This is a genomic window from Variovorax sp. SPNA7, from assembly GCF_033807855.1.
Classification (GTDB): Bacteria; Pseudomonadota; Gammaproteobacteria; order Burkholderiales; family Burkholderiaceae_C; genus Variovorax; species Variovorax beijingensis.
In genome coordinates, this window is record NZ_CP138513.1 from 3,660,888 (window position 1) to 3,687,126 (window position 26,239).

21 protein-coding genes are annotated in these 26,239 nt (G+C 68.3%); 12 read left to right on the forward strand and 9 right to left on the reverse strand.

Features of this window, described 5'->3' with window-relative positions; all coding sequences use genetic code 11:
- Positions 1-53 precede the first annotated feature (53 nt).
- Positions 54-965, forward strand: coding sequence for a LysR family transcriptional regulator (locus RZE77_RS17190; protein WP_319438491.1), 912 nt, complete (start codon positions 54-56; stop codon positions 963-965).
- 34 nt (positions 966-999) lie between these two features.
- Here the strand turns inward: RZE77_RS17190 and RZE77_RS17195 are convergent, their stop codons facing one another.
- On the reverse strand, positions 1,000-1,950 hold the full coding sequence (locus RZE77_RS17195; RefSeq protein ID WP_012748368.1) for a LysR family transcriptional regulator: 951 nt from the start codon (positions 1,948-1,950) through the stop codon (positions 1,000-1,002).
- A gap of 103 nt (positions 1,951-2,053) precedes the next feature.
- Between RZE77_RS17195 and RZE77_RS17200 the strand changes: the two genes are divergently transcribed.
- The 3 genes from RZE77_RS17200 to RZE77_RS17210 all read left to right on the forward strand — a co-directional run bounded on the left by RZE77_RS17200 (position 2,054) and on the right by RZE77_RS17210 (position 6,332).
- Positions 2,054-3,562 (forward strand): CoA-acylating methylmalonate-semialdehyde dehydrogenase, encoded by a 1,509-nt coding sequence (locus tag RZE77_RS17200; protein WP_319438492.1) that lies wholly within the window; start codon positions 2,054-2,056, stop codon positions 3,560-3,562.
- Positions 3,563-3,698: 136 nt separating this feature from the next.
- Positions 3,699-4,517 (forward strand): class I SAM-dependent methyltransferase, encoded by an 819-nt coding sequence (locus tag RZE77_RS17205; protein WP_319438493.1) that lies wholly within the window; start codon positions 3,699-3,701, stop codon positions 4,515-4,517.
- Positions 4,518-4,733: 216 nt separating this feature from the next.
- Entirely contained in the window at positions 4,734-6,332 is a 1,599-nt protein-coding gene (locus RZE77_RS17210; RefSeq protein WP_319438494.1) for an OpgD/OpgG family glucan biosynthesis protein, read from the forward strand.
- 18 nt (positions 6,333-6,350) lie between these two features.
- Here RZE77_RS17210 and RZE77_RS17215 read toward each other — a convergent pair whose 3' ends face one another.
- Positions 6,351-6,773 carry an FKBP-type peptidyl-prolyl cis-trans isomerase gene (locus RZE77_RS17215; protein WP_319438495.1) on the reverse strand — a complete coding sequence of 141 codons (423 nt, stop codon included), beginning with the start codon at positions 6,771-6,773 and terminating at the stop codon, positions 6,351-6,353.
- A 102-nt stretch (positions 6,774-6,875) separates the two neighbouring features.
- On the opposite strand from RZE77_RS17215, the gene eat reads away from it, so the two are divergent.
- The 5 genes from eat to RZE77_RS17240 all read left to right on the forward strand — a co-directional run bounded on the left by eat (position 6,876) and on the right by RZE77_RS17240 (position 12,585).
- Positions 6,876-8,297 carry an ethanolamine permease gene (gene eat / locus RZE77_RS17220; protein ID WP_319438496.1) on the forward strand — a complete coding sequence of 474 codons (1,422 nt, stop codon included), beginning with the start codon at positions 6,876-6,878 and terminating at the stop codon, positions 8,295-8,297.
- Positions 8,298-8,313: 16 nt separating this feature from the next.
- Positions 8,314-9,708: an ethanolamine ammonia-lyase subunit EutB gene (locus tag RZE77_RS17225; RefSeq protein ID WP_319438497.1), complete on the forward strand. Its 1,395-nt coding sequence runs from the start codon at positions 8,314-8,316 to the stop codon at positions 9,706-9,708.
- Entirely contained in the window at positions 9,705-10,490 is a 786-nt protein-coding gene (gene eutC / locus RZE77_RS17230) for an ethanolamine ammonia-lyase subunit EutC (protein WP_319438498.1), read from the forward strand. The genes RZE77_RS17225 and eutC overlap by 4 nt, the downstream gene beginning before the upstream one ends.
- Before the next feature lie 185 nt (positions 10,491-10,675).
- Entirely contained in the window at positions 10,676-11,944 is a 1,269-nt protein-coding gene (locus RZE77_RS17235; protein WP_319438499.1) for an HAD family hydrolase, read from the forward strand.
- A gap of 62 nt (positions 11,945-12,006) precedes the next feature.
- Positions 12,007-12,585: a peroxidase-related enzyme gene (locus RZE77_RS17240; RefSeq protein ID WP_124958246.1), complete on the forward strand. Its 579-nt coding sequence runs from the start codon at positions 12,007-12,009 to the stop codon at positions 12,583-12,585.
- Positions 12,586-12,602: 17 nt separating this feature from the next.
- Here the strand turns inward: RZE77_RS17240 and RZE77_RS17245 are convergent, their stop codons facing one another.
- From RZE77_RS17245 to RZE77_RS17255, 3 genes are read right to left on the reverse strand one after another with little or no spacing between them, the layout of a single operon-like run.
- Positions 12,603-14,354 carry a phosphoethanolamine transferase gene (locus tag RZE77_RS17245; protein WP_319438500.1) on the reverse strand — a complete coding sequence of 584 codons (1,752 nt, stop codon included), beginning with the start codon at positions 14,352-14,354 and terminating at the stop codon, positions 12,603-12,605.
- A 57-nt stretch (positions 14,355-14,411) separates the two neighbouring features.
- Positions 14,412-14,981: a phosphatase PAP2 family protein gene (locus RZE77_RS17250; protein WP_319438501.1), complete on the reverse strand. Its 570-nt coding sequence runs from the start codon at positions 14,979-14,981 to the stop codon at positions 14,412-14,414.
- On the reverse strand, positions 14,968-15,693 hold the full coding sequence (locus RZE77_RS17255) for a phosphatase PAP2 family protein (protein ID WP_405546045.1): 726 nt from the start codon (positions 15,691-15,693) through the stop codon (positions 14,968-14,970). The genes RZE77_RS17250 and RZE77_RS17255 overlap by 14 nt, the downstream gene beginning before the upstream one ends.
- A gap of 154 nt (positions 15,694-15,847) precedes the next feature.
- Between RZE77_RS17255 and RZE77_RS17260 the strand changes: the two genes are divergently transcribed.
- Positions 15,848-16,522: a response regulator transcription factor gene (locus RZE77_RS17260; protein ID WP_319438503.1), complete on the forward strand. Its 675-nt coding sequence runs from the start codon at positions 15,848-15,850 to the stop codon at positions 16,520-16,522.
- Positions 16,519-17,871 carry a sensor histidine kinase gene (locus RZE77_RS17265; protein WP_319438504.1) on the forward strand — a complete coding sequence of 451 codons (1,353 nt, stop codon included), beginning with the start codon at positions 16,519-16,521 and terminating at the stop codon, positions 17,869-17,871. The genes RZE77_RS17260 and RZE77_RS17265 overlap by 4 nt, the downstream gene beginning before the upstream one ends.
- Here RZE77_RS17265 and RZE77_RS17270 read toward each other — a convergent pair.
- Both RZE77_RS17270 and RZE77_RS17275 read right to left on the reverse strand, forming a co-directional pair.
- A complete protein-coding gene (locus RZE77_RS17270; protein ID WP_319438505.1) occupies positions 17,868-18,290 on the reverse strand; it encodes an acyl-CoA thioesterase in 423 nt (140 codons plus the stop codon). The two genes, RZE77_RS17265 and RZE77_RS17270, sit on opposite strands and share 4 nt — an antisense overlap.
- A 22-nt stretch (positions 18,291-18,312) precedes the next feature.
- Positions 18,313-19,095: an SDR family oxidoreductase gene (locus RZE77_RS17275; protein WP_319438506.1), complete on the reverse strand. Its 783-nt coding sequence runs from the start codon at positions 19,093-19,095 to the stop codon at positions 18,313-18,315.
- A gap of 117 nt (positions 19,096-19,212) precedes the next feature.
- Between RZE77_RS17275 and RZE77_RS17280 the strand changes: the two genes are divergently transcribed.
- Entirely contained in the window at positions 19,213-20,916 is a 1,704-nt protein-coding gene (locus RZE77_RS17280; RefSeq protein WP_319438507.1) for an electron transfer flavoprotein-ubiquinone oxidoreductase, read from the forward strand.
- A 300-nt stretch (positions 20,917-21,216) separates the two neighbouring features.
- On the opposite strand, the gene RZE77_RS17285 is transcribed toward RZE77_RS17280, so the two are convergent.
- Both RZE77_RS17285 and RZE77_RS17290 read right to left on the reverse strand, forming a co-directional pair.
- A complete protein-coding gene (locus RZE77_RS17285) occupies positions 21,217-24,873 on the reverse strand; it encodes a hydantoinase B/oxoprolinase family protein (protein WP_319438508.1) in 3,657 nt (1,218 codons plus the stop codon).
- Positions 24,874-24,906: 33 nt separating this feature from the next.
- Positions 24,907-26,199 carry an MFS transporter gene (locus RZE77_RS17290; protein ID WP_319438509.1) on the reverse strand — a complete coding sequence of 431 codons (1,293 nt, stop codon included), beginning with the start codon at positions 26,197-26,199 and terminating at the stop codon, positions 24,907-24,909.
- Between the last annotated feature and the right edge of the window lie 40 nt (positions 26,200-26,239).

Consider the following 26,239-nt stretch of genomic DNA (forward strand, 5'->3'; position numbering starts at 1 on the left):
GCTTTGGTGGGAGGAGGCCTTCGCAAAATGCGAAGGCTTTCTAGAATGCGAGCATGGCCGCCCCCATCAACCCCGCCCGCGTCGATTTCGTCACGCTGCGCCTGTTCTGCGCCGTGGCCCAGTCGGGCAGCATCACCAAGGGCGCCGAGGCCTGCCACCTGGCGCTCTCGGCGGCCAGCCGGCGGCTGTCGGACTTCGAGGCCGCAACCGGATCGAAGCTGCTGGAACGCAGCTCGCAAGGCATTGCGCTGACCCCGGCCGGCCACGTGGCCATGCAGCATGCGATGCGGCTGTTCCAGGGCTTCGAGCAGTTCAGCAACGAGCTCGGCGACTATTCGAGCGGGGTGCGCGGCCATGTCCGGCTGTGGGCCAACATGTCGGCGCTCACCGAATTCCTGCCGGCCACGCTGGCCGCCTTCCTCGGCCAGCATCCGGACATCCGCGTCGAAGTCGAGGAGCAGCTGAGCGGCGACATCGTGCGCGCGCTGGTCGACGGCCTGGCCGACGTGGGCGTGTTCGCCGAGAACACGCCGGCCTACGGGCTCGACGTGGCGCCATTCCAGACCGACGAGCTGGTGGTGTTGTGCGCCCGGCAGCATCCGCTCGCGCGCACGCGCCGGACCGATTTCAAGACCTGCCTCGCGCACGAGTTCGTGGGCCTGAACCGCAGCAGCTCGCTGCTCGAGCTCACCTCGCGCGCGGCCGAGCAGGCCGGCATTCCGATGCGCCTGCGCGTGCAGGTGCGCAGCTTCGACGCGATGTGCCACATGATCGCGGCCAACCTCGGCATCGGCGTGGTGCCGCTCGCGGCCTGCAAGGCGCAGGTGAGCGCACTCGGCCTCAAGGTGGTGCGGCTCAAGGATGCCTGGGCCGTGCGCCGCCTGCTGATGGCCACCAAGACCGGCGAGACCTTGTCGCCGGCGGCGCAGCTGCTGGTTGGGCAGCTGATGGCGTCGTCGACCTGAAAAACCGAAAGCGAGGCCGGAAGCCCGCAGGCCATCAGGCCTCGGGCAGCGGGAACCCCGCCTTCAGCGTCTCGCGCAGGTGGCTCACGAACAGGTTGACCGCACGCGGAATGTGCAGCGAATACGGCCGTATGGCGTAGATCTGGTCGGCGAAGGCGCCCGTGGGCTGCCAGTCGGGCAGCACCTCGACCAGCTTGCCCGCCTGCAGGCCCGACTGCGCGCTGAAGTCGGGCAAGAGCGCAATGCCAAGCCCCGCCTGGGCGGCGTCGCGCAGCGCCTCGCTGTTGTTGGCGGCCAGCGGGCCGGCGATGGGCACGGTCACGCGCTCGGCATGGCGCGCGCGGCCGCCGCGCCGCTCGAAGGACCATACGTTGGTTTCCTGCCCGCGGGGATAGTGCAGGCAGTCGTGCTCGGTCAGCATGGGCGGCGCCAGCGGCGTTCCCTTGCGGCGCAGGTAGGCACGGCTCGCCACCAGCACCGAACGCGTGTCGCACAGCCGCCAGGCCACATGCGTGTCGGGCGGCGAGGCCGCGTGCCGCACCGCCAGGTCGAAGCCCTCGGTGGCCAGGGAGCTCAGCCGGTCGGAGAGTTCCATTTCGACGCGGATCGACGGATGCGCCAGCAGGAAGTCGGCAAGCCTGGGCAATAGCTGCTGCCGCCCCAGCGCCACCGGCGCGGTCACCCGCACCAGGCCGCGCGGCTCGCCCGCGTGGTCCTGCGCCTGCAGGAAGCTGTGGGCGATCTGCTCGAAGGGCTCCCGGGTCTGGTCGACCAGCTGCTGCCCGGCCTCGGTCAGCCGCATGCTGCGGGTGGTGCGGCGCACCAGGGTGACGCCCACGGCGCGCTCCAGCTCGGCGATGCGCTGGCTCATGGCGGCCTTGCTCACGCCCAGGCGCGCGGCGGCGGCGGTGTAGCTGCCCTGCTGGCCGAGCACGATCAGCCAGTGCAGGTGCATCCAGAGCGATTCGGCTTTTTGCAGATCCATGGCGGGATTGTTCACTATAGCGAACAAACAGTTCAACCCTGGCGCCTAGGCAGGGGCCCTTGCCTTTCCTAGACTGGCGCAATCACTTGACCTGGGACTCTCCATGACCACACAGATCGCGCATTTCATCGGCGGCCAGCACGCCGCCGGCAACTCCACCCGCACGCAGGACGTCACCAACCCGGCCACCGGCAAGGTCACGGGCAAGGTGGCGCTGGCCGTCCAGGCCGACGTCGATGCCGCGGTGGCCGCCGCGCAGGCCGCCTTTCCCAAGTGGGCCGACACGCCGCCGATCCGCCGCGCCCGCGTGATGTTCAAGTTTTTGGAGCTGCTCAACCTGCACAAGGACGAGCTCGCGCACATGATCACCGCCGAGCACGGCAAGGTGTTCACCGATGCGCAGGGAGAGGTCTCGCGCGGCATCGACATCGTCGAGTTCGCCTGCGGCATCCCGCAATTGCTCAAGGGCGACTTCACCGACCAGGTCTCCACCGGCATCGACAACTGGACGCTGCGCCAGCCGCTCGGCGTGGTGGCCGGCATCACGCCCTTCAACTTCCCGGTGATGGTGCCGATGTGGATGTTCCCGGTGGCCATTGCCGCGGGCAACACCTTCATTCTCAAGCCCAGCCCGACCGACCCGACCCCGTCGCTGCGCATGGCCGAGCTGCTGAAGGAAGCCGGCCTGCCCGACGGCGTGTTCAACGTGGTGCAGGGCGACAAGGTGGCGGTCGACGCGCTGCTCGAGCACCCCGACGTCAAGGCCGTGAGCTTCGTGGGCTCCACGCCCATTGCCAACTACATCTATGAAACCGGCGCACGCAACGGCAAGCGCGTGCAGGCGCTTGGCGGTGCGAAGAACCACATGGTGGTGATGCCCGACGCCGACATCGACCAGACGGTGGATGCGCTGATCGGCGCGGGCTACGGCTCGGCCGGCGAGCGCTGCATGGCCATCAGCGTAGCGGTGCTGGTGGGTGACGTGGCCGACAAGATCATTCCCAAGCTCATCGAGCGCACCAAGACGCTCAAGGTGCTCGACGGCGAGAACCTCGCGGCCGAGATGGGCCCGATCGTCACGCGCGCGGCGCACGAGCGCATCACCGGCTACATCGCCCAGGGCGAGCAGGAAGGCGCGAAGCTGCTGGTCGACGGCCGCCAGTTCGACGGCGGCAAGGCAGGCGTTGGCTGCGGCGACGGCTTCTGGATGGGCGGCACGCTGTTCGACCACGTCACGCCCGAAATGCGCATCTACAAGGAAGAGATCTTCGGCCCGGTGCTCTCGTGCGTGCGCGTGGCCAACTTCAAGGACGCGGTGGACTTGGTCAACGACCATGAATTCGGCAACGGCGTGAGCTGCTTCACGCGCGACGGCAACGTGGCGCGCGAGTTCGGTCGCCGCATCCAGGTGGGCATGGTCGGCATCAACGTGCCGATCCCGGTGCCGATGGCATGGCACGGCTTCGGCGGCTGGAAGCGCAGCCTGTTCGGCGACATGCATGCCTACGGCGAGGAAGGCGTGCGCTTCTACACCAAGCAGAAGTCGATCATGCAGCGCTGGCCCGAGAGCACGCCCAAGGGCGCCGAGTTCGTGATGCCCACCGCCAAGTAAATGGTGTAGCGGCGGCCGGCGCGGGGGCTAACGAAAGGCTGACTTGCTCCGCCGCGTGGGAGCAGCCAGACTTGCGCATGACCCGGTGCCTGCGCCCATGACAGCAAGCAAGAGAGCCGCACAAAGGCTTTCGGCGGTGCCGTCGACCCTGCGGATTCCGCTCGCCGCGCGCGCTTCCGGCGACGCGATGTTTCCGCAGATGGCCGTGCGGGACGCCTACGCCGCGTCGATTCTCGAGAAGATCCGCGACGAAGGCCATCCGCTGCCCGAGGACCGGACCACCATCTACAGCATCCTGAGCCGCACGCGGCGCTTCCGCAGCCTCGCGCAGGAGTTCCTCAAGCAGCACCCGGGCGGCCGCGTGGTGAACATGGGCTGCGGCCTGAGCCACTACTTCCAGTGGCTGGACGACGGAAGGTCGCGCATGACGGATGCCGACCTGCCCGAAGTGATGGCGCTGCGCCGCGAGCTGCTGCCAGAGGCCCACCCGCGCCACGATGCGCGCGAGCTCGACCTCACATCGCCCCGCTGGTGGGACGCGCTCGAACTGCCGCGCAAGCGCCAGGCACAACCCGTCTTCCTCTTCACCGAAGGCGTCCTGATGTACCTGCAGCCGCAGCAGGCGCAGGCCGTGCTCGCGACCTTCGGCGAGCGCGCGCCCGCGGGTTCGGTGCTGGCCTTCGATGCCGTCTGCTGGCTCGCGGTGGGCCGTGCCGCGCAGCATCCCTCGCTGCGCGCCACCGGGGCGGAGTTTCATTGGGGGCTGCGCAAGACCGCCGAACTAGCGCAGCCCCATCCGCGTTTGCGCCTCGAGGCCACCTACCGGGTGCTCGAAGGCGTCGGGCTGGCCTACGCCCTGTTCGCGCCGCTGGCGCTGATGCTGCTCGGCGTGCCGCTCTATGCCGTCTACGCCCTGGGCGTGGCCGACAGCGCCGATGACAGCGCCGATACATAAACGCACAAATATCTCAAATCCCGGCCTTGTCCGGCTCGCGCTGCGCAGCTTGGCTGACGCGCGAAACCCCACGGCCGCGGCATGCTCGCCGCTCTTGTGCGCGGAAAATTCCCGGCGCCGGCTGCATTAGGATGGTTTCTCCGGCCGCATCGCCTTCCGCTCATTCCTTTTCGTACTCCACGACGTACTCCCAAGACCGCAACCCTCAAGAAACACATGCTTGATCGCCGATCCTTCCTTGCCGCAGGTGGTGCCGCCGCCGCACTCGCCGCCCTTGGACTGCCCGAAGAGGCACTGGCCGCCAACGGCCTGAAGCTGAGCCAGCCTTCGCCCTTCTCCTTCGACCGCCTCGTGGCGCAGGCCAGGCGCCTGGCCGGGCAGCCCTATGCCGCTGCCGCGCCGCTCGCGCCCGAGGTGCTCGAGAAGATCGACTACGACGCGCACGGCAAGATCAAGTTCGACCCGGCCAACGCCCTCTTCCGCGACGGCCCGGGCGCCTTTCCGGTCACCTTCTTCCACCTCGGCCGCTTCTTCCAGACACCGGTGCGCATGCACGTGCTCGAGAATTCCGATGGCGACGCCTTCGCGCGCGAGGTGCTCTACAGCCCTTCGTACTTCTCGATGCCGCCCGACAGCCCGGCGCGCGCGCTGCCGGCCGGCGCGGGCTTTGCGGGCTTTCGGCTGCAGGAAAGCCGACTGGGCGACCAGGGCAAGCTCGACTGGCAGAAGAACGACTGGGTGGCTTTCCTGGGCGCCTCGTACTTCCGCGCGATCGGCGAGCTCTACCAGTACGGCCTGTCGGCGCGCGGCCTTGCGCTCGACGTGGCGGTGCCCGACAAGCCCGAGGAATTCCCCACCTTCACGCGCTTCTATTTCGAGACGCCGGCCGCCAACAACACCACTTCGATGACCGTCTACGCGCTGCTCGAAGGGCCGAGCGTCACGGGCGTGTTCAAGTTCGTGATGCAGCGCGGCAAGGCCGTGATCATGGACATCGACGCACGCGTTTTCCTGCGCCGCGATGTGTCGCGCCTGGGCCTGGTGCCGCTCACCTCGATGTACTGGTACTCGGAGACCATCAAGCCCACCGCCATCGACTGGCGCCCGGAGGTGCACGACTCCGACGGCCTGGCCATCTGGAACGGCGCGGGCGAACGCATCTGGCGCCCGCTCAACAACCCGACGCAGACGCGCGCCTCGGCCTTTGCCGACACCCGCCCGCGCGGCTTCGGGCTGCTGCAGCGCGACCGCGCGTTCGACAACTACCAGGACGGCGTCAACTACGAGAAGCGCCCGAGCCTCTGGATCGAGCCGCTGGGCGACTGGGGCGAAGGCTCGGTGCAGCTGATCGAGATCCCGACCGACGACGAGATCCACGACAACATCGTCGCCTTCTGGGTGCCCAAGGCCGATGCCAAGGCGGGCGCGAGCTACAGCCTGCAGTACCGGCTGCACTGGACCGACCAGGAGCCCTTTCCCTCGCCGCTCGCGCGCTGCGTGGCCACGCGCATCGGGCGCGGCGGACAGCCCGGCCAGCCGCGCCCGCCGGGCGTGCGCAAGTTCATGGTGGAGTTTGTCGGGCAGCCGCTCACCACCGTGCCCTTCGGCGTGAAGCCCGAGCTGGTGCTGACGGCGCCACGCGGCAAGTTCTCCTACGTCTTTGCCGAGGCCGTGCCCAACGGCGTGCCGGGCCACTGGCGCGCCCAGTTCGACTTCACGCCCGAAGGCAACGAGCCGATCGACATGCGGCTCTACCTGAAGACCGGCGACAAGACGCTGACCGAAACCTGGCTGTTCCAGTTCCAGCCAAGTTGAGTTCTCGAGATCTGCCGGTCAGCGCTTCTTGACGGAGACCAGCTCGACTTCGAAGTTGAGCGTGGCGTTCGGCGGAATCACGCCGCCGCCCGCGCCGCGCGAGCCGTAGGCAATGGCCGGCGGGCAGGTCAGCTTGGCCTTGCCGCCGGGCTTCATCTTCTGCACGCCCTCGGTCCAGCAGGGGATCACGCCGTTGAGCGGAAACTCGGTCGGTTCGCCGCGGCTGTAGGAGCTGTCGAATTCCTTGCCGCTGTCCGGGAAGGTGCCGCGGTAGTGCACCTTGACCACGTCGGTGACGGCGGGCGATGCGCCGGTGCCTTCCTTCAGCGACTGGTAGACCAGGCCGCTTGGCGTGGTGACGGGCGCCGACTGCGCCCCGGCGGACGACACCGCGCACAGCGAAACCAGGGCGGCACAGAAGAGAGAAGAGGAAGACTTCACTGAACACCTCGGGAGATTGAAAAGCACGATTATGGCCAGCGATGGAACGGGCCTTGCTTTGCCGGATACGCACTGTCAACATCCGCAAAAAGAGGAAGCCCCATGCAGCCCACCACAGTCACGCCGGTCGCAGCCACTGTTCCCACAGGCACCGGCCACCTGAAGAAGGTCCTCGGCCCCGTCCAGCTCTGGGGCATCGCCGTGGGCCTTGTCATCTCGGGCGAGTACTTTGGTTGGAGCTACGGCTGGAACACCGCCGGCACACTCGGCTTCCTGGTGGCCACGGTGCTGGTGGCCACGATGTACACCACCTTCATCTTCAGCTTCACCGAGCTCTCCACCGCCATTCCGCATGCGGGCGGCCCCTTCGCGTATGCGCGGCGCGCCTTCGGGCCGACCGGCGGCTTCGTGGCGGGCTTTGCCACGCTGATCGAATTCGTCTTTGCGCCGCCGGCCATCGCGCTGGCCATCGGCGCCTACCTCAACGTGCAGTTCCCCGGCATCAACCCGAAGTGGTTCGCGCTGGGTGCGTACGTGATCTTCATCGCACTCAACTGGATCGGCATCGGCATTGCGGCGGCCTTCGAGCTGTTCGTGACGGTACTCGCGATCTTCGAGCTGGTCGTGTTCATGGGCGTGGTCACGCCGGGCTGGTCGATGGCCAACTTCGTCGCCAACGGCTGGGCCGGCGGCAGCGTGCTCAACGGCGCGGCCGTCTCGGGCATCTTCGCGTCGATACCGTTCGCGATCTGGTTCTTCCTGGCCATCGAGGGCGCGGCCATGGCCGCCGAGGAGGCGCGCGATCCGCACCGCACCATTCCCATCGCCTACACCACGGGCATCGTCACGCTGGTGGTGCTGGCCTTCGGCGTGATGATTTTTGCGGGCGGCGTGGGCGACTGGCGCAAGCTCGCCAACATCAACGACCCGCTGCCGCAGGCCATGAAGGCGGTGGTGGGCGACAACAGCGGCTGGCTGCACATGCTGGTGTGGATCGGCCTCTTCGGGCTGGTCGCATCGTTCCACGGCATCATCATGGGCTACTCGCGCCAGATCTTCGCGCTGGCGCGCGCCGGCTACCTGCCGCGCTACTTCGCGGGCCTGAGCCCGCGCTTCGACACGCCGCACCGCGCGCTGCTGGCGGGCGGCGTGATCGGCGTGGTGGCCATCTTCAGCGACGAGTGGGTGCAGTTCGGCGGCCAGACGCTCACCGCCAACATCGTGACCATGGCCGTGCTCGGCGCCATCGTGATGTACCTGATCTCGATGGCCGCGCTCTTCAAGCTGCGCAAGAGCGAGCCCGGCCTGCTGCGCACCTACCGCGCGCCCTTCTATCCGGTGTTTCCGGCCATTGCGCTCGGGCTCGGCGTGGTCTGCCTGGGTGCCATGGTCTGGTTCAACGCCATGCTCACGCTGCTGTTCCTGGTGCTGATGGCGGCGGCCTACGGCTACTTCCTGCTGACCTCGGCGCAGCGCAAGGCGGCGGCGCCCGACGAGATGCTGTCCTCCCGCACCATCGAGTGAACAAGAAGAAAGAAAGATGCGCTATCGCACCACCATCGCCGGCCAGGTCTTCGCCTTCGACGACCTGAAGCAGATCATGGCCGTGGCCAGCCCGGCGCGCTCGGGCGACTACCTCGCGGAGATCGGCGCGGCCACCGCGCAGCAGCGCATGGCGGCGCGCCACGTGCTGGCCGAGACGCCGCTCAAGCAGTTCCTGACCGAAGCGCTGATTCCCTACGAGAGCGACAACATCACGCGCCTCATCATCGACAGCCATGATGCAGAGGCCTTTGCGCCGATGTCGCACCTCACGGTCGGCGACTTCCGCAACTGGCTGCTCTCGGAGCAGGCCACCACCGAAGCGCTGACGGCACTGGCGCCCGGCCTCACGCCCGAGATGGTGGCGGCCGTGTCCAAGCTCATGCGCAACCAGGACCTGGTGTCGGTCGCCAAGAAGTGCTGCGTGGTCACGAAGTTTCGCGACACCATCGGCCTGCCCGGCCACCTGGCCGTGCGGCTGCAGCCCAACCATCCGACCGACGACCTGCGCGGCGTGGCGGCCTCCACGCTCGACGGGCTGCTCTACGGTGCGGGCGATGCGGTGATCGGCCTCAACCCGGTGTCCGACAGCATGCAGGTGCTGGGCCGCCTGCTGCACATGCTCGACGAGGTGATCCAGCGCTTCGAGATTCCGACCCAGAGCTGCGTGCTCACGCACGTGACCAACACACTCAGGCTCGCGGAAGCCGGCGCGCCGGTGGACCTGGTGTTCCAGTCGATCGCGGGCACCGAGAAGGCGAACCTGTCCTTCGGCGTCACGCCCGAACTGCTGGCCGAGGCACACGCCGCGGCGCTGGCGCTGAACCGCGGCACGGTCGGCAACAACGTGATGTACTTCGAGACCGGCCAGGGCAGCGCGCTCTCGGCCAATGCCAACTTCGGCGTCGACCAGCAAACCTGCGAGGTGCGCGCCTATGCATTGGCGCGGCGCTACAAGCCGCTCCTCATCAACACGGTGGTCGGCTTCATCGGGCCCGAATATCTTTTCGACGGCAAGCAGATCATCCGCGCCGGGCTCGAAGACCATTGCTGCGGCAAACTGCTGGGCCTGCCCATCGGCTGCGACATCTGCTACACCAACCATGCCGAAGCCGACCAGGACGACATGGACAACCTGCTCGTGCTGCTGGGCACCGCGGGCATCAATTTCATCATGGGCATTCCGGGCGCCGACGACGTGATGCTCAACTACCAGAGCACCTCGTTCCACGACGCACTGTTCCTGCGCCAGACGCTGGGCCTGAAGCGCGCGCCCGAATTCGAGGCCTGGCTGCAGCGCATGCAGATCACCGACGCGGCGGGACAACTCGCGCCGCCCTCGGCCAACCGCCTGCTGGCGGACATGAGCGGACTGGCCGCGCTCGCGCCATGAGCAAGGACGCCGTCACGCCGAATCCCTGGGCGCAGTGGCGTTCGGCCACGCCCGCGCGCCTGGCGCTGGGCCGCGCCGGCGCCGGCATGCCGACCGACGAGACGCTGCGCTTCGGCTGGGCCCATGCCATGGCGCGCGATGCCATCCACGCGGCGCTCGACGTCGACGCACTCGAAGCCACACTGCAACAACAGCATTGGCAAGTCATGCGGGCCCGCAGCCGCGCCGAAGACCGCACCACCTACCTGCGCCGCCCCGACCTCGGCCGGCAGCTCGACCCCGCGGACGCGCAGCGCCTGCAGGCCGCCGCGCAAGGCGATTGCGATGTGTGCCTCGTCGTCGGCGACGGCCTCTCCTCGCTCGCGGTGGCGCGCCATGCCGCCCCGCTGCTGGCCGCGCTGCGCGCGCAGCTGCCGCCCGAGACGCGCTTCTCCCCGGTGGTCATCGCCACCCAGGCGCGCGTGGCGCTGGCCGACGAGGTCGGCGAGCTGTTCGGCGCCGCGCTCTCGGTGATGCTGATCGGTGAGCGCCCGGGGCTCAGCTCGCCGGACAGCCTCGGCATCTACCTGACCCATTCGCCGAAGCGCGGCCGGCATGACGCCGAGCGCAACTGCATCTCGAACGTGCGGCCCGAAGGCCTGCCCTGCGAAGCTGCGGCTTTCAAGCTCGCATGGCTGATGCGCGAAGCCCTTCGCCTAGGGCTGACCGGCGTCGGCCTGAAGGACGAAAGCGATCTCGCGGTGCTCGAGCCCGGCCGGCCGGCACTGTCCTTGCCTGGATAGGCGAGCTTTGCACGCGGCCGGCGGCAACCGCGAACTCGTGCGCCGCGTGGCGGCCTTCATCGAACAGCAGTACGACCGCATCCGTGCCCAGGCTGGCATGGCTGATGCGTAGGCCTGTGCCGAAGTGTCACGAGCGTTCCCTACGCTCGGCCTTCCGTTCAACGCCGCACAACAACAGGAACTCCATGCAACGCCGCCTGATTCTTCTCACGCCGCTCGCCGCCGCACTCGCCGCCACGGGCTGCGCCAGCCTGGCCCCCTCTGCGTCCACCACGCTTTCGCCCGGCCGCTGGGACGCCTTCAACCGCACGCAGATCGAAGGCCTGATCGCCAGCCTCGGCAAGGCGAGTCCGGGCTACAGCGCCGCCCGGCCGCCCTACGTGGTCTTCGACTGGGACAACACCAGCATCTTCCTGGACGCCGAGGAAGCCTCGCTGATCTACCAGCTCGAGAACCTGGTGTTCGGCGCCACGCCCGCGCAGCTCGAGGTGGCGCTGCGCAAGAACATCCCGAAGAAAGACTTCCTGCCGGCGCACAACAATGCGGCCGGCCAGCCGGTCAACATCGACCGCGTGGTGCCCGACATCGTGGCCAGCTACACCTGGCTCTACCAGAACTACAGCGGCCTCAAGGGCAGCCAGCCGCTGGCCGCTGTGAAGCTCAGCCCACACTACATCGCCTTCACCACCAAGGTGCGCTACCTGTACGAAGCCATCGGCGACACCTTCGACCACGACACCGCCTACCCCTGGGTGACCTATCTCTTCGTCGGCATGACCGAAGCCCAGGTGCGCAAGCTCACGGCCGCCACCGTGGCCTGGCAGCTGAAGGAGCCCGTGGCCAAGGTGAAATGGAGCTCGCCGGCCGCGCTGCCGGGCCAGGCCGGCGTGGTCTCGGTCAGCTGGAAGAACGGCCTGCGGCTGCAGCCCGAGATGCAGGAGCTGTACGCCGCCTTCCGCAACGCGGGCTTCGACGTGTGGGTGTGCTCGGCCTCCTTCGTCGACGTGATCAAGGAGATTTCGTCGAACCCCGCCTTCGGCTACAACAACCCGCCCGAACGCGTGCTGGCGATGGAACTGGAGCGCGACGCCAGCGGCGTGATCCAGCCCGAGTACCGGCGCGGCTACGACCAGACGCAGGGCCCCGGAAAGACCAAGAACATCCAGCGCTTCCTGGTCAGCAAATACGGCTACGGGCCCTGCTTCATTGCCGGCGACAGCGAGGGCGACCAAAACATGATGGCCGACTTCGCCGACACGAAGAAGGTGCTGATCGTGAACCGCCTGCGCGACCCGAAGACCGACATCGGCAAGTTCTCGGCGATGGCGGTGCAGAACTACGGCAAGCCCGACACGCGCTACCTGCTGCAGGGCCGCGACGACAACACCGGCCAGTGGGTGGCTTCGCAGCTGCACACGCCCTTGGGCGCAACCCAAGGCAAGGCACTGAAGTAGGCAGCGGGCCCGGCGACGGGCAGTTGCCTATGATCCTGGCATTGCCACCCAGGAGACAGAACATGGCCGACCGCTACCCCCTCGCCGAGCTGAAAGACCTGCCGGAAGACATCCGCACCGCCATCCTCGCGGTGCAGGAAAAAGCCGGCTTCGTGCCCAACGTGTTCCTCGCGCTGGCGCGCCGCCCGGCCGAGTGGCGCGCCTTCTTCGCCTACCACGACGCGCTGATGCTGAAGGAGGAGGGCTCGCTCACCAAGGGCGACCGCGAGATGATCGTCACCACCACCAGCGCGGCCAACCGGTGCCTCTACTGCGTGGTGGCGCACGGCGCGCTGCTGCGCATCTACGAGAAGAAGCCGCTGGTGGCCGACCAGGTGGCGGTGAACTACCGCAAGGCCGACATCACGCCGCGCCAGCGCGCCATGCTCGACTTCGCGATGAAGGTCTGCGAACGCTCGCATGAAGTCGAGGACGCGGATTTCACCGCGCTGCATGCCCACGGCTTCGACGACGAGGACATCTGGGACATCGCCTCCATCACCGCCTTCTTCGGCCTGAGCAACCGCCTCGCGAGCTTCAGCGGCATGCAGCCGAACACCGAGTTCTTCCTGATGGGGCGGCTGCCCCGTGAGAAGAAATAAGTAGCGCGCACCGCGGCTCAGGCCCTGCTTCGGCAGGATGCGAGCGCGTCCAGCGCGGGCTTGTAGGTGGGGTTGCTCACGTCCATCAGCCCCAGCACCGTGTGATAGAGGTTGTCGTGCGTGAGCGGCGCATCGAGCTCCGCTTCCATGCACGGGCGCGACAGCTTGCGGCGCTCGCTCATGCCGGCGCTGAACCAGGTGACCATGGGCACGTGCTTCTGCGCCTCGGGCGCAAAGCTGTAGGGCACGCCATGCAGGAACAGGCCGTACTCGCCGAGCGATTCGCCATGGTCGCTCACGTAGAGCAAGGCCGGGTCGTATTGGCCGGACTGCGCCTTGAGCCAGTCGATGGTCTGGCCCAGGAAATGATCGGTCTGCGCTATCGAGTTGTCGTAGACGTTCTGCAGCTCCGCATGGCCGCATTCGGCCAGCGAGTTGGTCCTGCACTCGGGCAGGAAGCGCTTCATCTCCGGCGCCGAGCGCTTGTAGTAGGCCGGCCCGTGGCTCCCCATCTGGTGCATGACCAGCACCACGCCCTTTGCGCGGCGCTCGGCGGGCAGCGCGGCAATGCGCGCGTCCAGCCCCTTGAGCATCACGTCGTCCAGGCATTCCTCGCCGTCGCACAGCGCGCTCTTCTGCGCGGGCGTGAGGCTGTCGAAGGCGGAGGCGTTGGGAATGCGCGTGCAGACATCCTTGCAGCCGGCCTGGTTGTCGAGCCACAGCACCGCCAGCCCGGCGGCCTGCAGCACGTCGACCAGGTTCTCGTAGTCGTCGCTGCGCGATTCGTAGCCCTGCTTGCCCAGCGGCGAGAACATGCACGGCACCGAGGCGAGCGTGTTGGTGCCGCACGAATGCACGTCGTGCCAGCTCTGCACGCCGCGCGCTGCCAGCTCGGGCGTTGTGTTGCGCGCATAGCCGTTGAGGCCGAAGTGGTCGGCCCGCGCCGTCTCGCCCACTACCAGCACGAACATCGGCGGCCGCGCCTGGCCCGCGTAGCTCGCGCCCAGCGCCGTTCCGGCCGTGATCGGGATCAGCTTGCGGCTGCGCTTGAACATCGGCCTGAGGACCACCGAGCCGGCCGAATAGAGGCTCGCGACCGGGTTCATCATGTAGCGCAGGTGGACGTTGTTGCGCATCAGCGGCGCGAGTTGCCGGTTCATCGACACCGCCGCCACCAGGGCCAGCACCACCGCGAGCAGCAGCAGCGCCGCGTTGCGCCAGAGCTTGGAGACGAAGCGCATCGGCACGATGCGCGCGCGCCAGAGCGCCAGCGCCGGCAGCAGCACCACCAGCAGCACATGGAAGGCCATGCGCCAGCTCATGAGGTCGCGCGCCTCGTTCGGGTCGGTCTGCAACACGTTGGCGATCATGGTCGGGTCCATCACCACGCGGTACTCGAGCATGTAGTGCTGCACGAACGCGGCCAGCAGCACCACCGCAAACCACAAGGGCTTCATCCAGCGCGACCAGGCCGTGAAGGACAGCAGCGCCACCGTGGCGCACACCATGAGCACCGCCATGGCGGCGCTCGTGGGCAGGTAGGCACTGGGTGCGCCGCCGATGCGCGCGAGCTCGTTCCAGAGCGGCCAGTTGGCGGCCACGGCAAGGTAGATGGCGAGCCACACGACCACGCGCTGTGCCGATCGGGGCCGTACCAGCCACAGGTCGATGCGCGCCCAGAATGCACGTGCGGACGCCAGCTGCGGCGCGCCGGCTGCCGGCAGCGCCATGCCCCGCACGGGCGCGGGTTCGATTCTTGAAAATGACATGCACCGACTGTAGGAAGCGCAACTGAAGGCAGCCTGAATTGCGCGTTCAGCCGGTGTTCAGATTCGCGCCCTTCTCGCCCGGAGCCTGGGCCGCATGAAGGCCCTGAGCGCCAGGTTGAGCGGCCGGCTCACGCCGCGCTCCACCACGATCGACGCCAGGGCGGCCAGCATCGCCCCCACGACCACGTCGAGCGGAAAGTGCAGCCCGAGGAACACGCGGCTCCACCCGACCACTGCAGCCACCGCCAGCGCGGCAAGCATGGGCGCGCGCCACGGCAGGCACCACAGCGAAAACGCGGCTGCGAAGGTGCAGGCGGCATGCAGGCTCGGGAAACCCGGCCGCGGCCCCTGCGGCGCCCACTGGATGCCAAGGCCGTAGAAGGCCGGCCGCTGGAACGGCATGGCCGAGCGGAACACGTTCACGAAGACCCAGACCGCCAGCACGCTGACCAGCGCGGTGAAGCAGGCATAGCGCAGGCGGCGGTCGAGCGCCGCCGCGCCGATGATCGCGGTGGCCAGCAAGGCCGGCAGCACGTCGGAGGCAAAGCGCGCGAAATAGATGCTCCACGCCGGTGCCGCGGCACTGGCGTTGATCAGCGCGAACAGGGCGGTATCAATGGCCTGCATGCAACACGGCGGTTTCGGCTGCGGGCAGCCGGGAGGCACGGGGTGCAACGGCCAGGTCGATGGCAAAGCCCACCACCCAGCAGATCCAGGCGGTCCAGAGCGTATGGCTCATGTAGTGCGCTCCCCGCAGTTGCTGCGACAGGCCGAGCATCAGCCCCGCGGCCAGCGACGCGCAGAGCCAGAGGATGGCGGCGCGCGGCGACACCCGTCGCAGCACGAAATAGCCGCCTGCGTAGGCAAAGGCCGCGGACGCATGGCCCGCCGGAAAGCACCCGCCCGAGCCGCCGTCGTAGACCTTCCACGCCCAATGCGACACATGGCTTGCCACGCCGCCGAACTCCTTCAGGTCCCACGGGCAGCTCGTGTGGCTTGCATGCTTGATGAGGCTGATGGCAATGACCGAGAGCAGCACGGTGAATGCCAGCTGCGCCCGGGCGCGAACGGGCAGCCGCCGCAGGATGCCGAGCGGCCAGCGGATGCCGGCGAACAGCGCCATCACGAACAGCCAGCTCAGGTTCTTCGCGCCCTCGTGCATCACGTGCACCATGAAGGCGTTGTCGCGCCACGGAAAGCCCATCGGCGTACCCGCCAGGCGCGCCAGCGCGAGATCACCGCCGGTGGCGTCCCATGCCAGCAGCAAGGCGAATGCAAGGAGGGTCATGCCTCCCAGGCGGAGATTCGAGGGATTCGGAAGATTCGGGACACGCGTCATGAGCAGAGAGAGAGAAAAACCAGCAAGCCTGAAACCCCCTGAGCCTACGTTCGCGGCCTGAACCGAGCCTGAAGCGGCCCTGAGCGGGAACTGACGCCGCCCGGCCCCGCGACAGTCGGCGCTAGACTGCGTTTTTTTGGAAAGACCCCATCGCGTGCGCATATTGCTCGTCGAAGATGACAGTGCGTTGGCAGACGCCGTCTGCAGCTACCTGCTTGCGAAGGCGTTCGTGGTCGACGTGGCGCCCAGCCTCGCCCAGGCGCGCGGCGCCCTGCTTTCGGTGCAGTACGCCGCCGTGCTGCTCGACCTGCACCTGGGCGACGGCGACGGCCTTTCGCTGCTGCCCCAGGTGCGCGCGCTGCGCGAACCGCCCATCGTCATCGTGCTGACGGCGCGCGACCAGGTCACCGACCGCATCCGCGGCCTCGACGCCGGCGCCGACGACTACCTCATCAAACCCTACGACCCGGCCGAACTGCTGGCGCGGCTGCGCGCGGTGGAGCGGCGGCGCAGCGCCGGCAGCTCGCCGGTGCTGCATCTGGGCACGCTGGAGATCGACCTGGCGCAGGACCGGGTCCGCAAGGACGGCAACCCGGTCGTCCTCACGCAGAAGGAATGGGCCCTGCTGCGCGTGATGGCCACGCGGCCCGAGCGCATCCACACCCGCGAGAACCTGGCCGACGCGCTCTACGGCTTCGGCGACGAGGCCGACAGCAACACGCTCGAGGTGTTCATCAGCCGCCTGCGGCGCAAGCTGGGCAAGAGCCACATCCAGACGCTGCGCGGCCTGGGCTATCGGCTGTCGACCTCGGCGGACGAGGACGAATGACCGCGGCACACCCGAAGGACGGCCGCGACACGCTGGCCGGCCGCCTGACTCGCACCCTGATCCTCTGGGTCGGCGGCGTGTGGCTGCTGTGCGTGCTGGCCGTGGTCTGGTATGTGGACCGCGAGATCAACCACAACTTCGACAACGAGCTGGTCGAGGTGTCGCACCGCATGTTCGACATGGCGCTGCAGGAGCTCGGCAAGCTGCAGCATCCGGGCGCGGCACCGGACACGCCGCTGATCGCGCCCAAGCAATTGTTCTCGGAAGACGCGGTGATGTACCAGGTGGTGGACATCCACGAGAAGGTGCTGCTGCGCTCGGCCGAGGCACCCACCGATGCCTTCGACGTGCCGCTGGCCGCGGGCTTCGCCAACAACCAGACCTGGCGCATCTATACGGTGCGGCATCCCACGCTGGGCCTGTATTTCCAGGTGGCCGATCCGCTCGACGAGCGGCGCTCGGCGCTCAACCGCACACTGTTCGGGCTGATCATTCCGCTCGGTGCCGTGCTGCCGCTGCTGGCGCTGGTGCTGCGCAAGGTGGCGCGCAACGAGCTGCGCGTGCTGCAGCAGCTCGCGGGCGAGATCGAGAAGCGCAGCGGCTCCGACCTGCGCCCCATCACGCTGCCCGGCCTGCCGCGCGAGCTGCGCTCGGTCGGCGACCACGTCAACAGCCTGCTGGAACGCCTGTCGCATTCGCTCGACGTCGAACGCGCGCTGGCCGCCAATGCGGCGCACGAGCTGCGAACACCGCTGGCCGCGGCACGGCTGCGGCTGCAGACCGCGCTCGAGCACGACCTGCAGCGCAACGACGTGCAGGCGGCGCTCGATGCGCTGCAGATGCTCAGCCACCGCACCGAGAAGCTGCTGCAGCTCTCGCGTGCCGAGTCGGGCGCCTCGCTCGCGCGCGCACGGGTCGACCTGGTGCAGCTGGCCGGCGCCGTGGCGCAGGACTTCTGGAACGACCCGCAGATCAGCGAGCGGCTCGCGCTCAAGGTGCCCGACGACGCCGCTCCCGTCGCTTCGGGCGATGTCGACGCACTGGCGATCGCGCTGCGCAACCTGGTGGAGAACGCGCTGCGCTACGGCGGCAGCGGCCGGGTGGTGATCGAGGTGATGGCGCCCTGCACGCTCGCGGTGCGCGACTTCGGCGCGGGCGTCAGCGCCGGGCAGCTCGCCACGCTGCAGCAGCGCCATGTGCGCCACAGCTCCGATCGCGCGGGCTATGGGCTGGGGCTGTCGATCGTGGGCACTATCGTCGAGAAGCACGGCGCCCGGCTCGAACTGGCATCGCCGCCGGCAGGTGCCGCCAGCGGCTTCGAGGCGCGCATCGTGCTGCGGCCGGCCTAGTCGCTCACCACCGCGCGCAGCCAGTCAGGCAAGGGCAGCGCCTTCTGCCTAGGAAAATCGACCCAGATCGTGGTCGCCCCGCCGGCCGCGCAGATCACCTCGGGCGCCTCGGCGCGCGCCATGGTGGCCCAGCTCTCGAAGGTGGTGCGGGCCGGGTCGCTCACGTACATCTTGAGCAGCACGTCGCCCGGGTATTCGATCTGGCGGTAGAAATTGCAGAAGGCGTTGACGATCACCATGCCTTCGCCGCCGGGGCCGGGCTCGATGCCGAGCGAACGGATCCAGTCGATGCGCGCAGTTTCGAGGTAGCGGAAATAGGTGCCGTTGTTGAGGTGGCCCATGGCGTCCATGTCGCCCCAGCGGATGGGGATGGACATCTCGAACACGAACTTCTTCTTTTCGGGGATTTCGATTCTCATCGGTGGGCTTTGATGGAGAGGATCAGAGCGCGAACCCGTCGTCGGCCGCAATGACCGCGCCGTTCACGAAATGGCTCTGGCCGCTGGCCAGCAGCACGATCAGGCCGTCGAGGTCTTCGGGCTTGCCCACGCGCTTGCGCGGCAGCATGTTGACGAGCTTGGCGCCGGCTTCGGAAGCCCAGTGGTCCTCGTTGAGCTCGGTTGTGATGTAGCCCGGGCACAGCGCGTTCACGTTGATGCCGAAGCGGCCCCATTCGAGCGCCATGGCCTTGGTCATCTGCACCACCGCGGCCTTGCTCATGCAGTAGGTGCCGATCTGCGGCAGCACCTTGAGCGCCGCCACCGAGGCGATGTTGATGATGCGCCCGCCGATGTAGGTGCCCGGCGCCGAACCGTCGGCACGCGCCAGCATGCGCTTGCCCACTTCCTGCGCGACGAAGAAGGAGCCCTTCACGTTGGTGTCGAAGATGTAGTCGTAGTCGTCGGGCGTGACGTCCGAAAGGCGCTGGGTGGTGCTCACGCCCGAGTTGTTGACCAGGATGTCGATGGGGCCGACCTCGGTTTCGGCGCGCGCCACGGCGGCCTTGATGCTGCCGATGTCGGTCACGTCGAGCTCGACCGCGTGCGCGTCGCCGCCCTCGCCCTCGATGCGCGCGCGCAGCTCCTTCAATTTCTCGAGCCGGCGGCTCGCGAGCACCACCGCGGCGCCGGCGCGCGCCAGCGTCTTGGCAAACTGCGCGCCCAGCCCGCTGGAAGCGCCGGTGATGAAGGCCACGCGGCCCGAAAGATCGATGCTGTAAGCCATGGGAAGGGGGTCCTGTTGAGCCGTTGCCGAGTCGCCGAGGTGACGCCCGGCACTCCACATAAAATGTTTCGCGCCCTCGAAGCGTCCGAGCCTCAAATCATTATCGACGAGACCCACATGACCCACGACGAAATCCTCACCCAGTTCGGCCCCCGCGAATCCATGGAATATGACGTGGTGGTCGTCGGGGGCGGCCCGGCCGGCCTCTCGACCGCCATCCGGCTCAAGCAGCTGGCGGCCCATCACGACAAGGAAATCTCGGTAGTGGTGCTCGAGAAGGGCTCCGAGCCCGGCGCGCACATTCTCTCGGGCGCCATCATGGACCCGCGCGCGCTCAACGAGCTGCTGCCCGACTGGAAGGAACAGGGCGCCCCGCTGAACCAGCCCGTGACCGACGACGCCATGGTGTTCCTCGGCGAGAAGTCGGGCCTGCGCACGCCCAACGCCTTCCTGCCGGCCTGCTTCCAGAACCACGGCAACTACATCATCAGCCTGGGCGCCTTCACCAAGTGGCTGGCGCAGCAGGCCGAGAACCTGGGCGTGGAGATCTTCCCGGGCTTTCCGGCGGCCGAGGTGCTCTACAACGAGAACGGCTCGGTGCGCGGCGTGGCCACCGGCAACATGGGCGTGGGCAAGGACGGCGAGCCCACCGAGAACTTCCAGCTCGGCATGGAGCTGCTGGGCAAGTACACGGTGTTTGCCGAAGGCGCGCGCGGCCACCTGGGCCGCCAGCTCATCAGCAGGTTCAAGCTCGACGAAGGCAAGGACCCGCAGACCTACGGCCTGGGCGTGAAGGAAGTGTGGGAAATCGACCCCAAGCGCCACCAGCCCGGCTTCGTGCTGCACACGGCCGGCTGGCCGATGAAGAGCGACACCTACGGCGGCGCCTTCCTCTATCACATGGAGGACAACAAGGTCACGATGGGCTTCATCACCGGCCTGGACTACAGCAACCCGTACCTGAGCCCGTTCGAGGAAATGCAGCGCTGGAAGCTGCACCCCAACATCCGCTGGTACCTCGAAGGCGACGAGGCCCAGGGCATCAAGCCGGCCAAGCGCATCGGCTACGGCGCGCGCGCCATCACGGCCGGCGGCCTCATGTCGCTGCCCAAGACGGTGTTCCCGGGCGGCGCGCTGGTCGGCTGCGAGGCGGGCTACCTGAACGTGAGCCGCATCAAGGGCAGCCATGCCGCCATCAAGACCGGCATGCTGGCCGCCGAAGCGGCCTTCGACGCGGTGCAGGCCGGCCGCCAGCACGACGAGCTCACGGCCTACCCGGCCGCGTTCGAGAAGAGCTGGCTCTACACGGAGCTGAACAAGGCACGCAACTTCAAGGCCTGGTTCAAGAAGGGGCTGGGCATTGCCACCTTCATGAACGGCATCGAGCAGTGGCTGCTCAAGGGCCATATTCCATGGACCTTGCACCGCAACAAGCCCGACCACCTGTACCTCAAGCCGGCGGCGGAGTGCAAGCCCATCGCCTATCCGAAGCCGGACGGCAAGCTGACCTTCGACCGCCTCTCGAGCGTGTTCATCAGCAACACCAACCACGAGGAGCAGCAGCCGGCGCACCTGACGCTCAAGGATGCGTCGGTGCCGGTGAACATCAACCTGTCGAAGTTCGCGGGCCCCGAAAGCCGCTACTGCCCGGCCGGCGTGTACGAGTTCGTGCCCGACGAGGCCAACGCCGGCAAGGAGCGCCTGCAGATCAACGCGCAGAACTGCGTGCACTGCAAGACCTGCGACATCAAGGACCCGACGCAGAACATCGTGTGGGTCACGCCTGAAGGGGGCGGCGGGCCTAACTACGTGGGGATGTAGTTCTTTCTCGGGGGCTGTTGCTCTTGTTCGGGGCGCGTGCACAGGACACCGGGTACTCCCCTCCGCGAATGTCCCCCGGGGCTACGCCCCTCCTCCTTGATTTCGCTGCGGGGAGCACCCGATGCCCTGTGCACGAGGGCACGCTCTGGGTGCACCGCTGATCAACCGGTGCTCTGAATCACGCTCCCGCCGATGGGGTGCCTTGCGCAGCGAAATAAAGGAGGAGGCCGCAGGCCGGGGGACATTCGCGGAGCAAGGTACCCCGTCGGCGGGAGCGCACCCCTGCCGACAGAACACAGCTCAAGAGCCGGCTTCGCCCCACCCTCCCCCACCAGGCGTCTCGATCACGAACACGTCCCCCGGTGCCATCTGCACCTGTCCGATGTGGTCCAACGTCTCGACCGTCCCATCGGCGCGTTCGACACGGTTGATGCCCACCGCACCGGCCTCGCCGCCCGCACCGCCGAACGCACCGTAGAGCCGGCCGTTGCTGAGGATCGAGGCCGTCATCGGCGCCAGGAAGCGCACGCGCCGCACGCCGCCATCGCCGCCGCGCCAGCGCCCGGCTCCACCTGAACCGGCGCGCAGGCGATAGCTTTCAAGGCGCACCGGGTAGCGGAACTCGAGCACCTCGGGGTCCGTGAGGCGCGAGTTGGTCATGTGGGTCTGCACCACGCTCGTGCCGTCGAAGCCCGGGCCCGCACCCGAGCCGCCCGAGATGGTTTCGTAGTACTGGTGCTCGCCGTCGCCGAAAGTGAAGTTGTTCATCGTGCACTGGCTCGCGGCCATCACGCCGAGTGCGCCGTAGAGCGCGTTGGTCACGCAGCTCGAGGTTTCGACGTTGCCCGCCACCACCGCCGCCGGCGGCAGCGGGTTGAGCATGCAGCCGTCCGGCACGACCACCTCGATGGGCTTCAGGCAGCCCGCGTTGAGCGGAATGTCGTCGTCCACCAGCGTGCGGAACACATACAGCACGGCCGCCATGGTGATGGCGCGCGGCGCGTTGAAGTTGTTGGCCAGCTGCGCGCTGGTGCCGGTGAAGTCGACCGTGGCCGAGCGTGCGACGGCATCGACCGTGACCCGCACGCGGATCTGCGCGCCGTTGTCCAGCGGCAGCGTGAACTCGCCGTTCTTCAGCGCCGTGATGACGCGGCGCACCGACTCCTCGGCGTTGTCCTGCACGTGGCCCATGTAGGCCGCCACGGTCTCGCGGCCGAACTGCGCGACCATGGCCTGCAGCTCCTGCACGCCCTTCTCGTTGGCAGCGATCTGCGCGCGCAGGTCGGCCAGGTTCTGCTCGATGTTGCGCGACGGGTGCGCACCGCCGCCCAGCAGCGCGCGCAGCTCGGCTTCGCGCAGGCGGCCGCCCTCCACCAGCTTGAAGTTGTCGATCAGCACGCCCTCGTCGCCGATGGTGGCCGAGAACGGCGGCATCGAGCCCGGCGTGATGCCGCCCACGTCGGCATGGTGGCCGCGCGAAGCCACGTAGAACGAAGGCCGCGCGTCGTGGGACGCCAGGTACACCGGCGTGACCACCGTGATGTCGGGCAGGTGCGTGCCGCCGTGGTAGGGGTCGTTCAGCACGAAGACGTCGCCCGGCTTCATGCCGGGGTTGCCGTCGATCACGGTCTTGATCGACTCGCTCATCGAGCCCAGATGCACCGGCATGTGCGGCGCATTGGCGATCAGGTTGCCCTGCACGTCGAACAGCGCGCACGAGAAGTCGAGCCGCTCCTTGATGTTGACCGAGTAGGCCGTGTTCTGCAGCCGCAGGCCCATCTGCTCGGCAATGTTCATGAAAAGGTTGTTGAACACCTCGAGCATTACCGGATCGGCGCTGGTGCCCAGGGCCTGCGTGGCGACGCGCGGGCGCACGCGGTGCAGCTCGATGCCGGCCGCGGTGGCCCGCGCCTGCCAGCCGGGCTCGATCACCGTGGTGGCATTGCGGCCCGCGAGGATGGCGGGGCCGTCGATGGAAGCACCGGCCTTGAGCGCCGCCTCGTCGAACAGCGCGGCGTCGCGCCAGCCCGCGGCTTTCTCGTCGGCCTCGCAGTACATGCGCACGGCCGCCAGCGGTTCAGGTGCATGGGCGGCCGCATCGGCCTGCGCGGCCGGCGGCGCCGCGCGCTCGCCGGCGCCCACGGCTTCGACCGTCACGGCTTCGATCACGAGCGCGCGCTCGGCCATCAGGAAGGCGAAGCGGCGGCGATAGCCGGCTTCGAATTCTTCGCGCATCGCGGCGATCGCCTCGTCGGCCGAACCCGCCATGGGCAGCGCGCAGGCCAGCGCGGTATCGGTGCCTTCGTAGCGCAGCTGCACGCGGTGCACCGCGGCAATGGCCGCATCGGCCACGCCCTGCTCGCGCAGTTCTGCCTTGGCCTGCGCCGCCAGCGAAGCCGCCGCCTGGCGCGCCGCCACCAGTCCCTGTGCATCGAGCCGGCGCTCCAGCGCCAGCTCGCGCATCGCGAGCTGGTCCGCCAGCCCCATGCCGAAGGCCGAGAGCACACCCGCGAGCGGATGCAGGTAGACGCTGCGCATGCCCAGCGCATCGGCCACGAGGCAGGCGTGCTGGCCGCCCGCGCCGCCGAAGCACTGCAGCGTGTACTGCGTGACGTCGTAGCCGCGCGCCACCGAGATGCGCTTGATGGCATTGGCCATGCTGGCCACGGCAATGCGCAGCGCGCCGCTCGCCACTTCCTCGGCGCCCACGCTGCGGCCCGTGGCTTCCGACATGCGGCGCGCCATGGCTTCGAAGCCGCGCCGCGCCGCCGCCAGGTCGAGCGCTTCATCGGCATTGGGCCCGAACACATGCGGAAAGTGCGAAGGCTGGATCTTGCCGAGCAGCACGTTCGCATCGGTGGTGGTGAGCGGTCCGCCGCGCCGGTAGCTGGCCGGGCCGGGGTTGGCGCCGGCCGACTCCGGCCCCACGCGCAGCCGCGCGCCGTCGAAGGCGACGACCGAGCCGCCGCCTGCGGCCACGGTGTGGATGCTCATCATCGGCGCGCGCATGCGCACGCCCGCCACCTGGGTTTCGAAGGAGCGCTCGAATTCGCCGGCGTAGTGCGACACATCGGTGGAAGTGCCGCCCATGTCGAAGCCGATCACGCGCGCGTGGCCGGCGTCGAGCGCGGTGCGCACCATGCCGACGATGCCGCCGGCCGGGCCCGAGAGAATCGCGTCCTTGCCCTGGAAGCGGTCGGCCTGCGTGAGTCCGCCCGAGCTCTGCATGAAGAACAGCGGCACGCCCGGCATCTGGCGCGACACCTGCTCCACGTAGCGCCGCAGGATCGGGCTCAGGTAGGCGTCGACCACCGTGGTGTCGCCGCGCGGCACCAGCTTCATGAGCGGGCTGGTCTTGTGCGACACCGACACCTGCGTGAAGCCGATGGCGCGCGCGATGCGCTCGGCCGCGAGTTCGTGCGCGGCGTAGCGCCAGCCGTGCATGAAGACGATGGCGCAGGCGCGCAGGCCGGCATCGAAGGCCTCTTGCAACTCGGCGCGCAGCGCAGGCTCGTCCAGCGGCTGCACGACGCCGCCTTGCGCATCCATGCGCTCGCCGGCTTCGATCACGCGCTGGTAGAGCAGCTCGGGCAGCACGATGCGGCGGTCGAACAGGCGCGGCCGCGCCTGGGTGGCGATGCGCAGCGCATCGCGAAAGCCCACGGTGGTGACCAGCACCGTCGGCTCGCCCTTGCGCTCCAGCAGCGCGTTGGTGGCCACGGTGGTGCCCATCTTCACGCACTCGACGCGCTCGGGGGTCACGGCCTCGCCGGGCGCGAGCTTCAGCAGGCGGCGGATGCCTTCGACGGCGGCGTCCTGGTACTGCTCGGGGTTCTCCGACAGCAGCTTGAGCGTGTGCAGGCCGCCCACGGGGTCGCGGCCGACCAGGTCGGTGAAGGTGCCGCCGCGGTCGATCCAGAACTGCCAGCGGGACGGGAGAAGGGAATGCGTGGTCATGGAAAGGAAGAGTCCTGGAAAAATCGATACGAGTCAGTTCTGGCGCAGGTCGCGCCCGCGCGTCTCGGGCAGGCAGAGCGCCACGATCACCACCATGGCGTAGGCCACCGCGGCGCACACGCCGATGGCCGTGCCCAGCGAAAGGTGCATGCGGTCGCTCAGCACGCCGACCAGCGCCGGAAAGGTGGCGCCGATGCCGCGCCCGAAGTTGTAGCAAAAGCCCTGCCCGGAGCCGCGCAGTTCATTGGGAAAGAGCTCGGCCAGGAAGGCCCCGGCGCCGCTGAAGATGCCCGACATGAAGAAGCCGAGCGGAAAACCCAGCAGCAGCATCAGGCCGTCGGTGATGGGCAAGAGCGTGTAGGCGTAGACCAGCGATCCGGCACCCACTGCGAACAGGATGAAGGCGCGGCGGCGTCCGAGCCGGTCCGACAGGTAGGCGCCGCACAGGTAGCCGATGAAGGCGCCGATGATGAACATGAACTGGTAGCCGCCCGAGCCCAGCACCGTGAGATGGCGCTCGTTCTTCAGGAAGGTGGGCAGCCAGACGCCGATCGCGTAGTAGCCGCCCTGCATGCCGGTGAACAGCAGGCTCGCGAGCACCGTGGTGCCCAGCATGCCGGGCTTGAAGATCGCGAGGAAATTGCCGCTGCGCTCGCCGCGCGCCACGGCAGCACGGCTCTGCACGTAGATCTCCGGGTCGCGGATCGAGCGGCGGATGAACACGATCAGGAGCGCCGGCAGCAGGCCCAGCATGAACATCACGCGCCATGAATACTCCGGCGGCAGGAACGAGAACAGCGCCATCGACACCAGCACCGCCGCGCCCCATCCGACGGCCCAGCTGCTCTGCACCAGACCCACCGCCTTGCCCCGGTAGCCGGGCCGGATCATCTCGGCGATGAGCACCGAGCCCACCGCCCATTCGCCGCCGAAGCCCAGGCCCTGCAGCGTGCGGGCGACCAGCAGCTGCTCGGGCGTCTGCGCCAGCCCGCAGGCAAAGGTGAAGATCGCGAACACCAGGATCGTGAGCTGCAGGATGCGCACGCGGCCGTACCTGTCGGCCAGGATGCCGGCCGCCCAGCCGCCGATGGCCGAGGCCACCAGCGTGGCAGTGCCGATCAGCCCCACCTCGGTCTTGCTCATGCCCCACAGCGACAGCAGGATGGGCGTGACCAGCGGCAGCGTGTAGTAGTCGAAGGCATCGACCGCGTAGCCGCTGAAGGATGCGGTGAGCGTGCGTTTCTCGTTCGGGTTGAGCGTGCGCAGCCAGCTGCCTCCGGCTTGCGTGTCGTCGCCCGCCTGGGCGGCGTCGAGGGTGGTCTTCATGGGGTTGTCTCCTTGCGTTTTGAAATGGGGGGTGGACAGC

What these genes read in the sequence shown, in the direction of transcription:
- RZE77_RS17190 (WP_319438491.1), top strand. Translation starts at nt 54, where the DNA reads ATGGCCGCCCCCATCAACCCCGCCCGCGTCGATTTCGTCACGCTGCGC.
- RZE77_RS17195 (WP_012748368.1), bottom strand. Translation starts at nt 1,950, where the DNA reads ATGGATCTGCAAAAAGCCGAATCGCTCTGGATGCACCTGCACTGGCTG.
- RZE77_RS17200 (WP_319438492.1), top strand. Translation starts at nt 2,054, where the DNA reads ATGACCACACAGATCGCGCATTTCATCGGCGGCCAGCACGCCGCCGGC.
- RZE77_RS17210 (WP_319438494.1), top strand. Translation starts at nt 4,734, where the DNA reads ATGCTTGATCGCCGATCCTTCCTTGCCGCAGGTGGTGCCGCCGCCGCA.
- eat (WP_319438496.1), top strand. Translation starts at nt 6,876, where the DNA reads ATGCAGCCCACCACAGTCACGCCGGTCGCAGCCACTGTTCCCACAGGC.
- RZE77_RS17225 (WP_319438497.1), top strand. Translation starts at nt 8,314, where the DNA reads ATGCGCTATCGCACCACCATCGCCGGCCAGGTCTTCGCCTTCGACGAC.
- eutC (WP_319438498.1), top strand. Translation starts at nt 9,705, where the DNA reads ATGAGCAAGGACGCCGTCACGCCGAATCCCTGGGCGCAGTGGCGTTCG.
- RZE77_RS17235 (WP_319438499.1), top strand. Translation starts at nt 10,676, where the DNA reads ATGCAACGCCGCCTGATTCTTCTCACGCCGCTCGCCGCCGCACTCGCC.
- RZE77_RS17240 (WP_124958246.1), top strand. Translation starts at nt 12,007, where the DNA reads ATGGCCGACCGCTACCCCCTCGCCGAGCTGAAAGACCTGCCGGAAGAC.
- RZE77_RS17245 (WP_319438500.1), bottom strand. Translation starts at nt 14,354, where the DNA reads ATGTCATTTTCAAGAATCGAACCCGCGCCCGTGCGGGGCATGGCGCTG.
- RZE77_RS17250 (WP_319438501.1), bottom strand. Translation starts at nt 14,981, where the DNA reads ATGCAGGCCATTGATACCGCCCTGTTCGCGCTGATCAACGCCAGTGCC.
- RZE77_RS17255 (WP_405546045.1), bottom strand. Translation starts at nt 15,693, where the DNA reads ATGACGCGTGTCCCGAATCTTCCGAATCCCTCGAATCTCCGCCTGGGA.
- RZE77_RS17265 (WP_319438504.1), top strand. Translation starts at nt 16,519, where the DNA reads ATGACCGCGGCACACCCGAAGGACGGCCGCGACACGCTGGCCGGCCGC.
- RZE77_RS17270 (WP_319438505.1), bottom strand. Translation starts at nt 18,290, where the DNA reads ATGAGAATCGAAATCCCCGAAAAGAAGAAGTTCGTGTTCGAGATGTCC.
- RZE77_RS17275 (WP_319438506.1), bottom strand. Translation starts at nt 19,095, where the DNA reads ATGGCTTACAGCATCGATCTTTCGGGCCGCGTGGCCTTCATCACCGGC.
- RZE77_RS17280 (WP_319438507.1), top strand. Translation starts at nt 19,213, where the DNA reads ATGACCCACGACGAAATCCTCACCCAGTTCGGCCCCCGCGAATCCATG.
- RZE77_RS17285 (WP_319438508.1), bottom strand. Translation starts at nt 24,873, where the DNA reads ATGACCACGCATTCCCTTCTCCCGTCCCGCTGGCAGTTCTGGATCGAC.
- RZE77_RS17290 (WP_319438509.1), bottom strand. Translation starts at nt 26,199, where the DNA reads ATGAAGACCACCCTCGACGCCGCCCAGGCGGGCGACGACACGCAAGCC.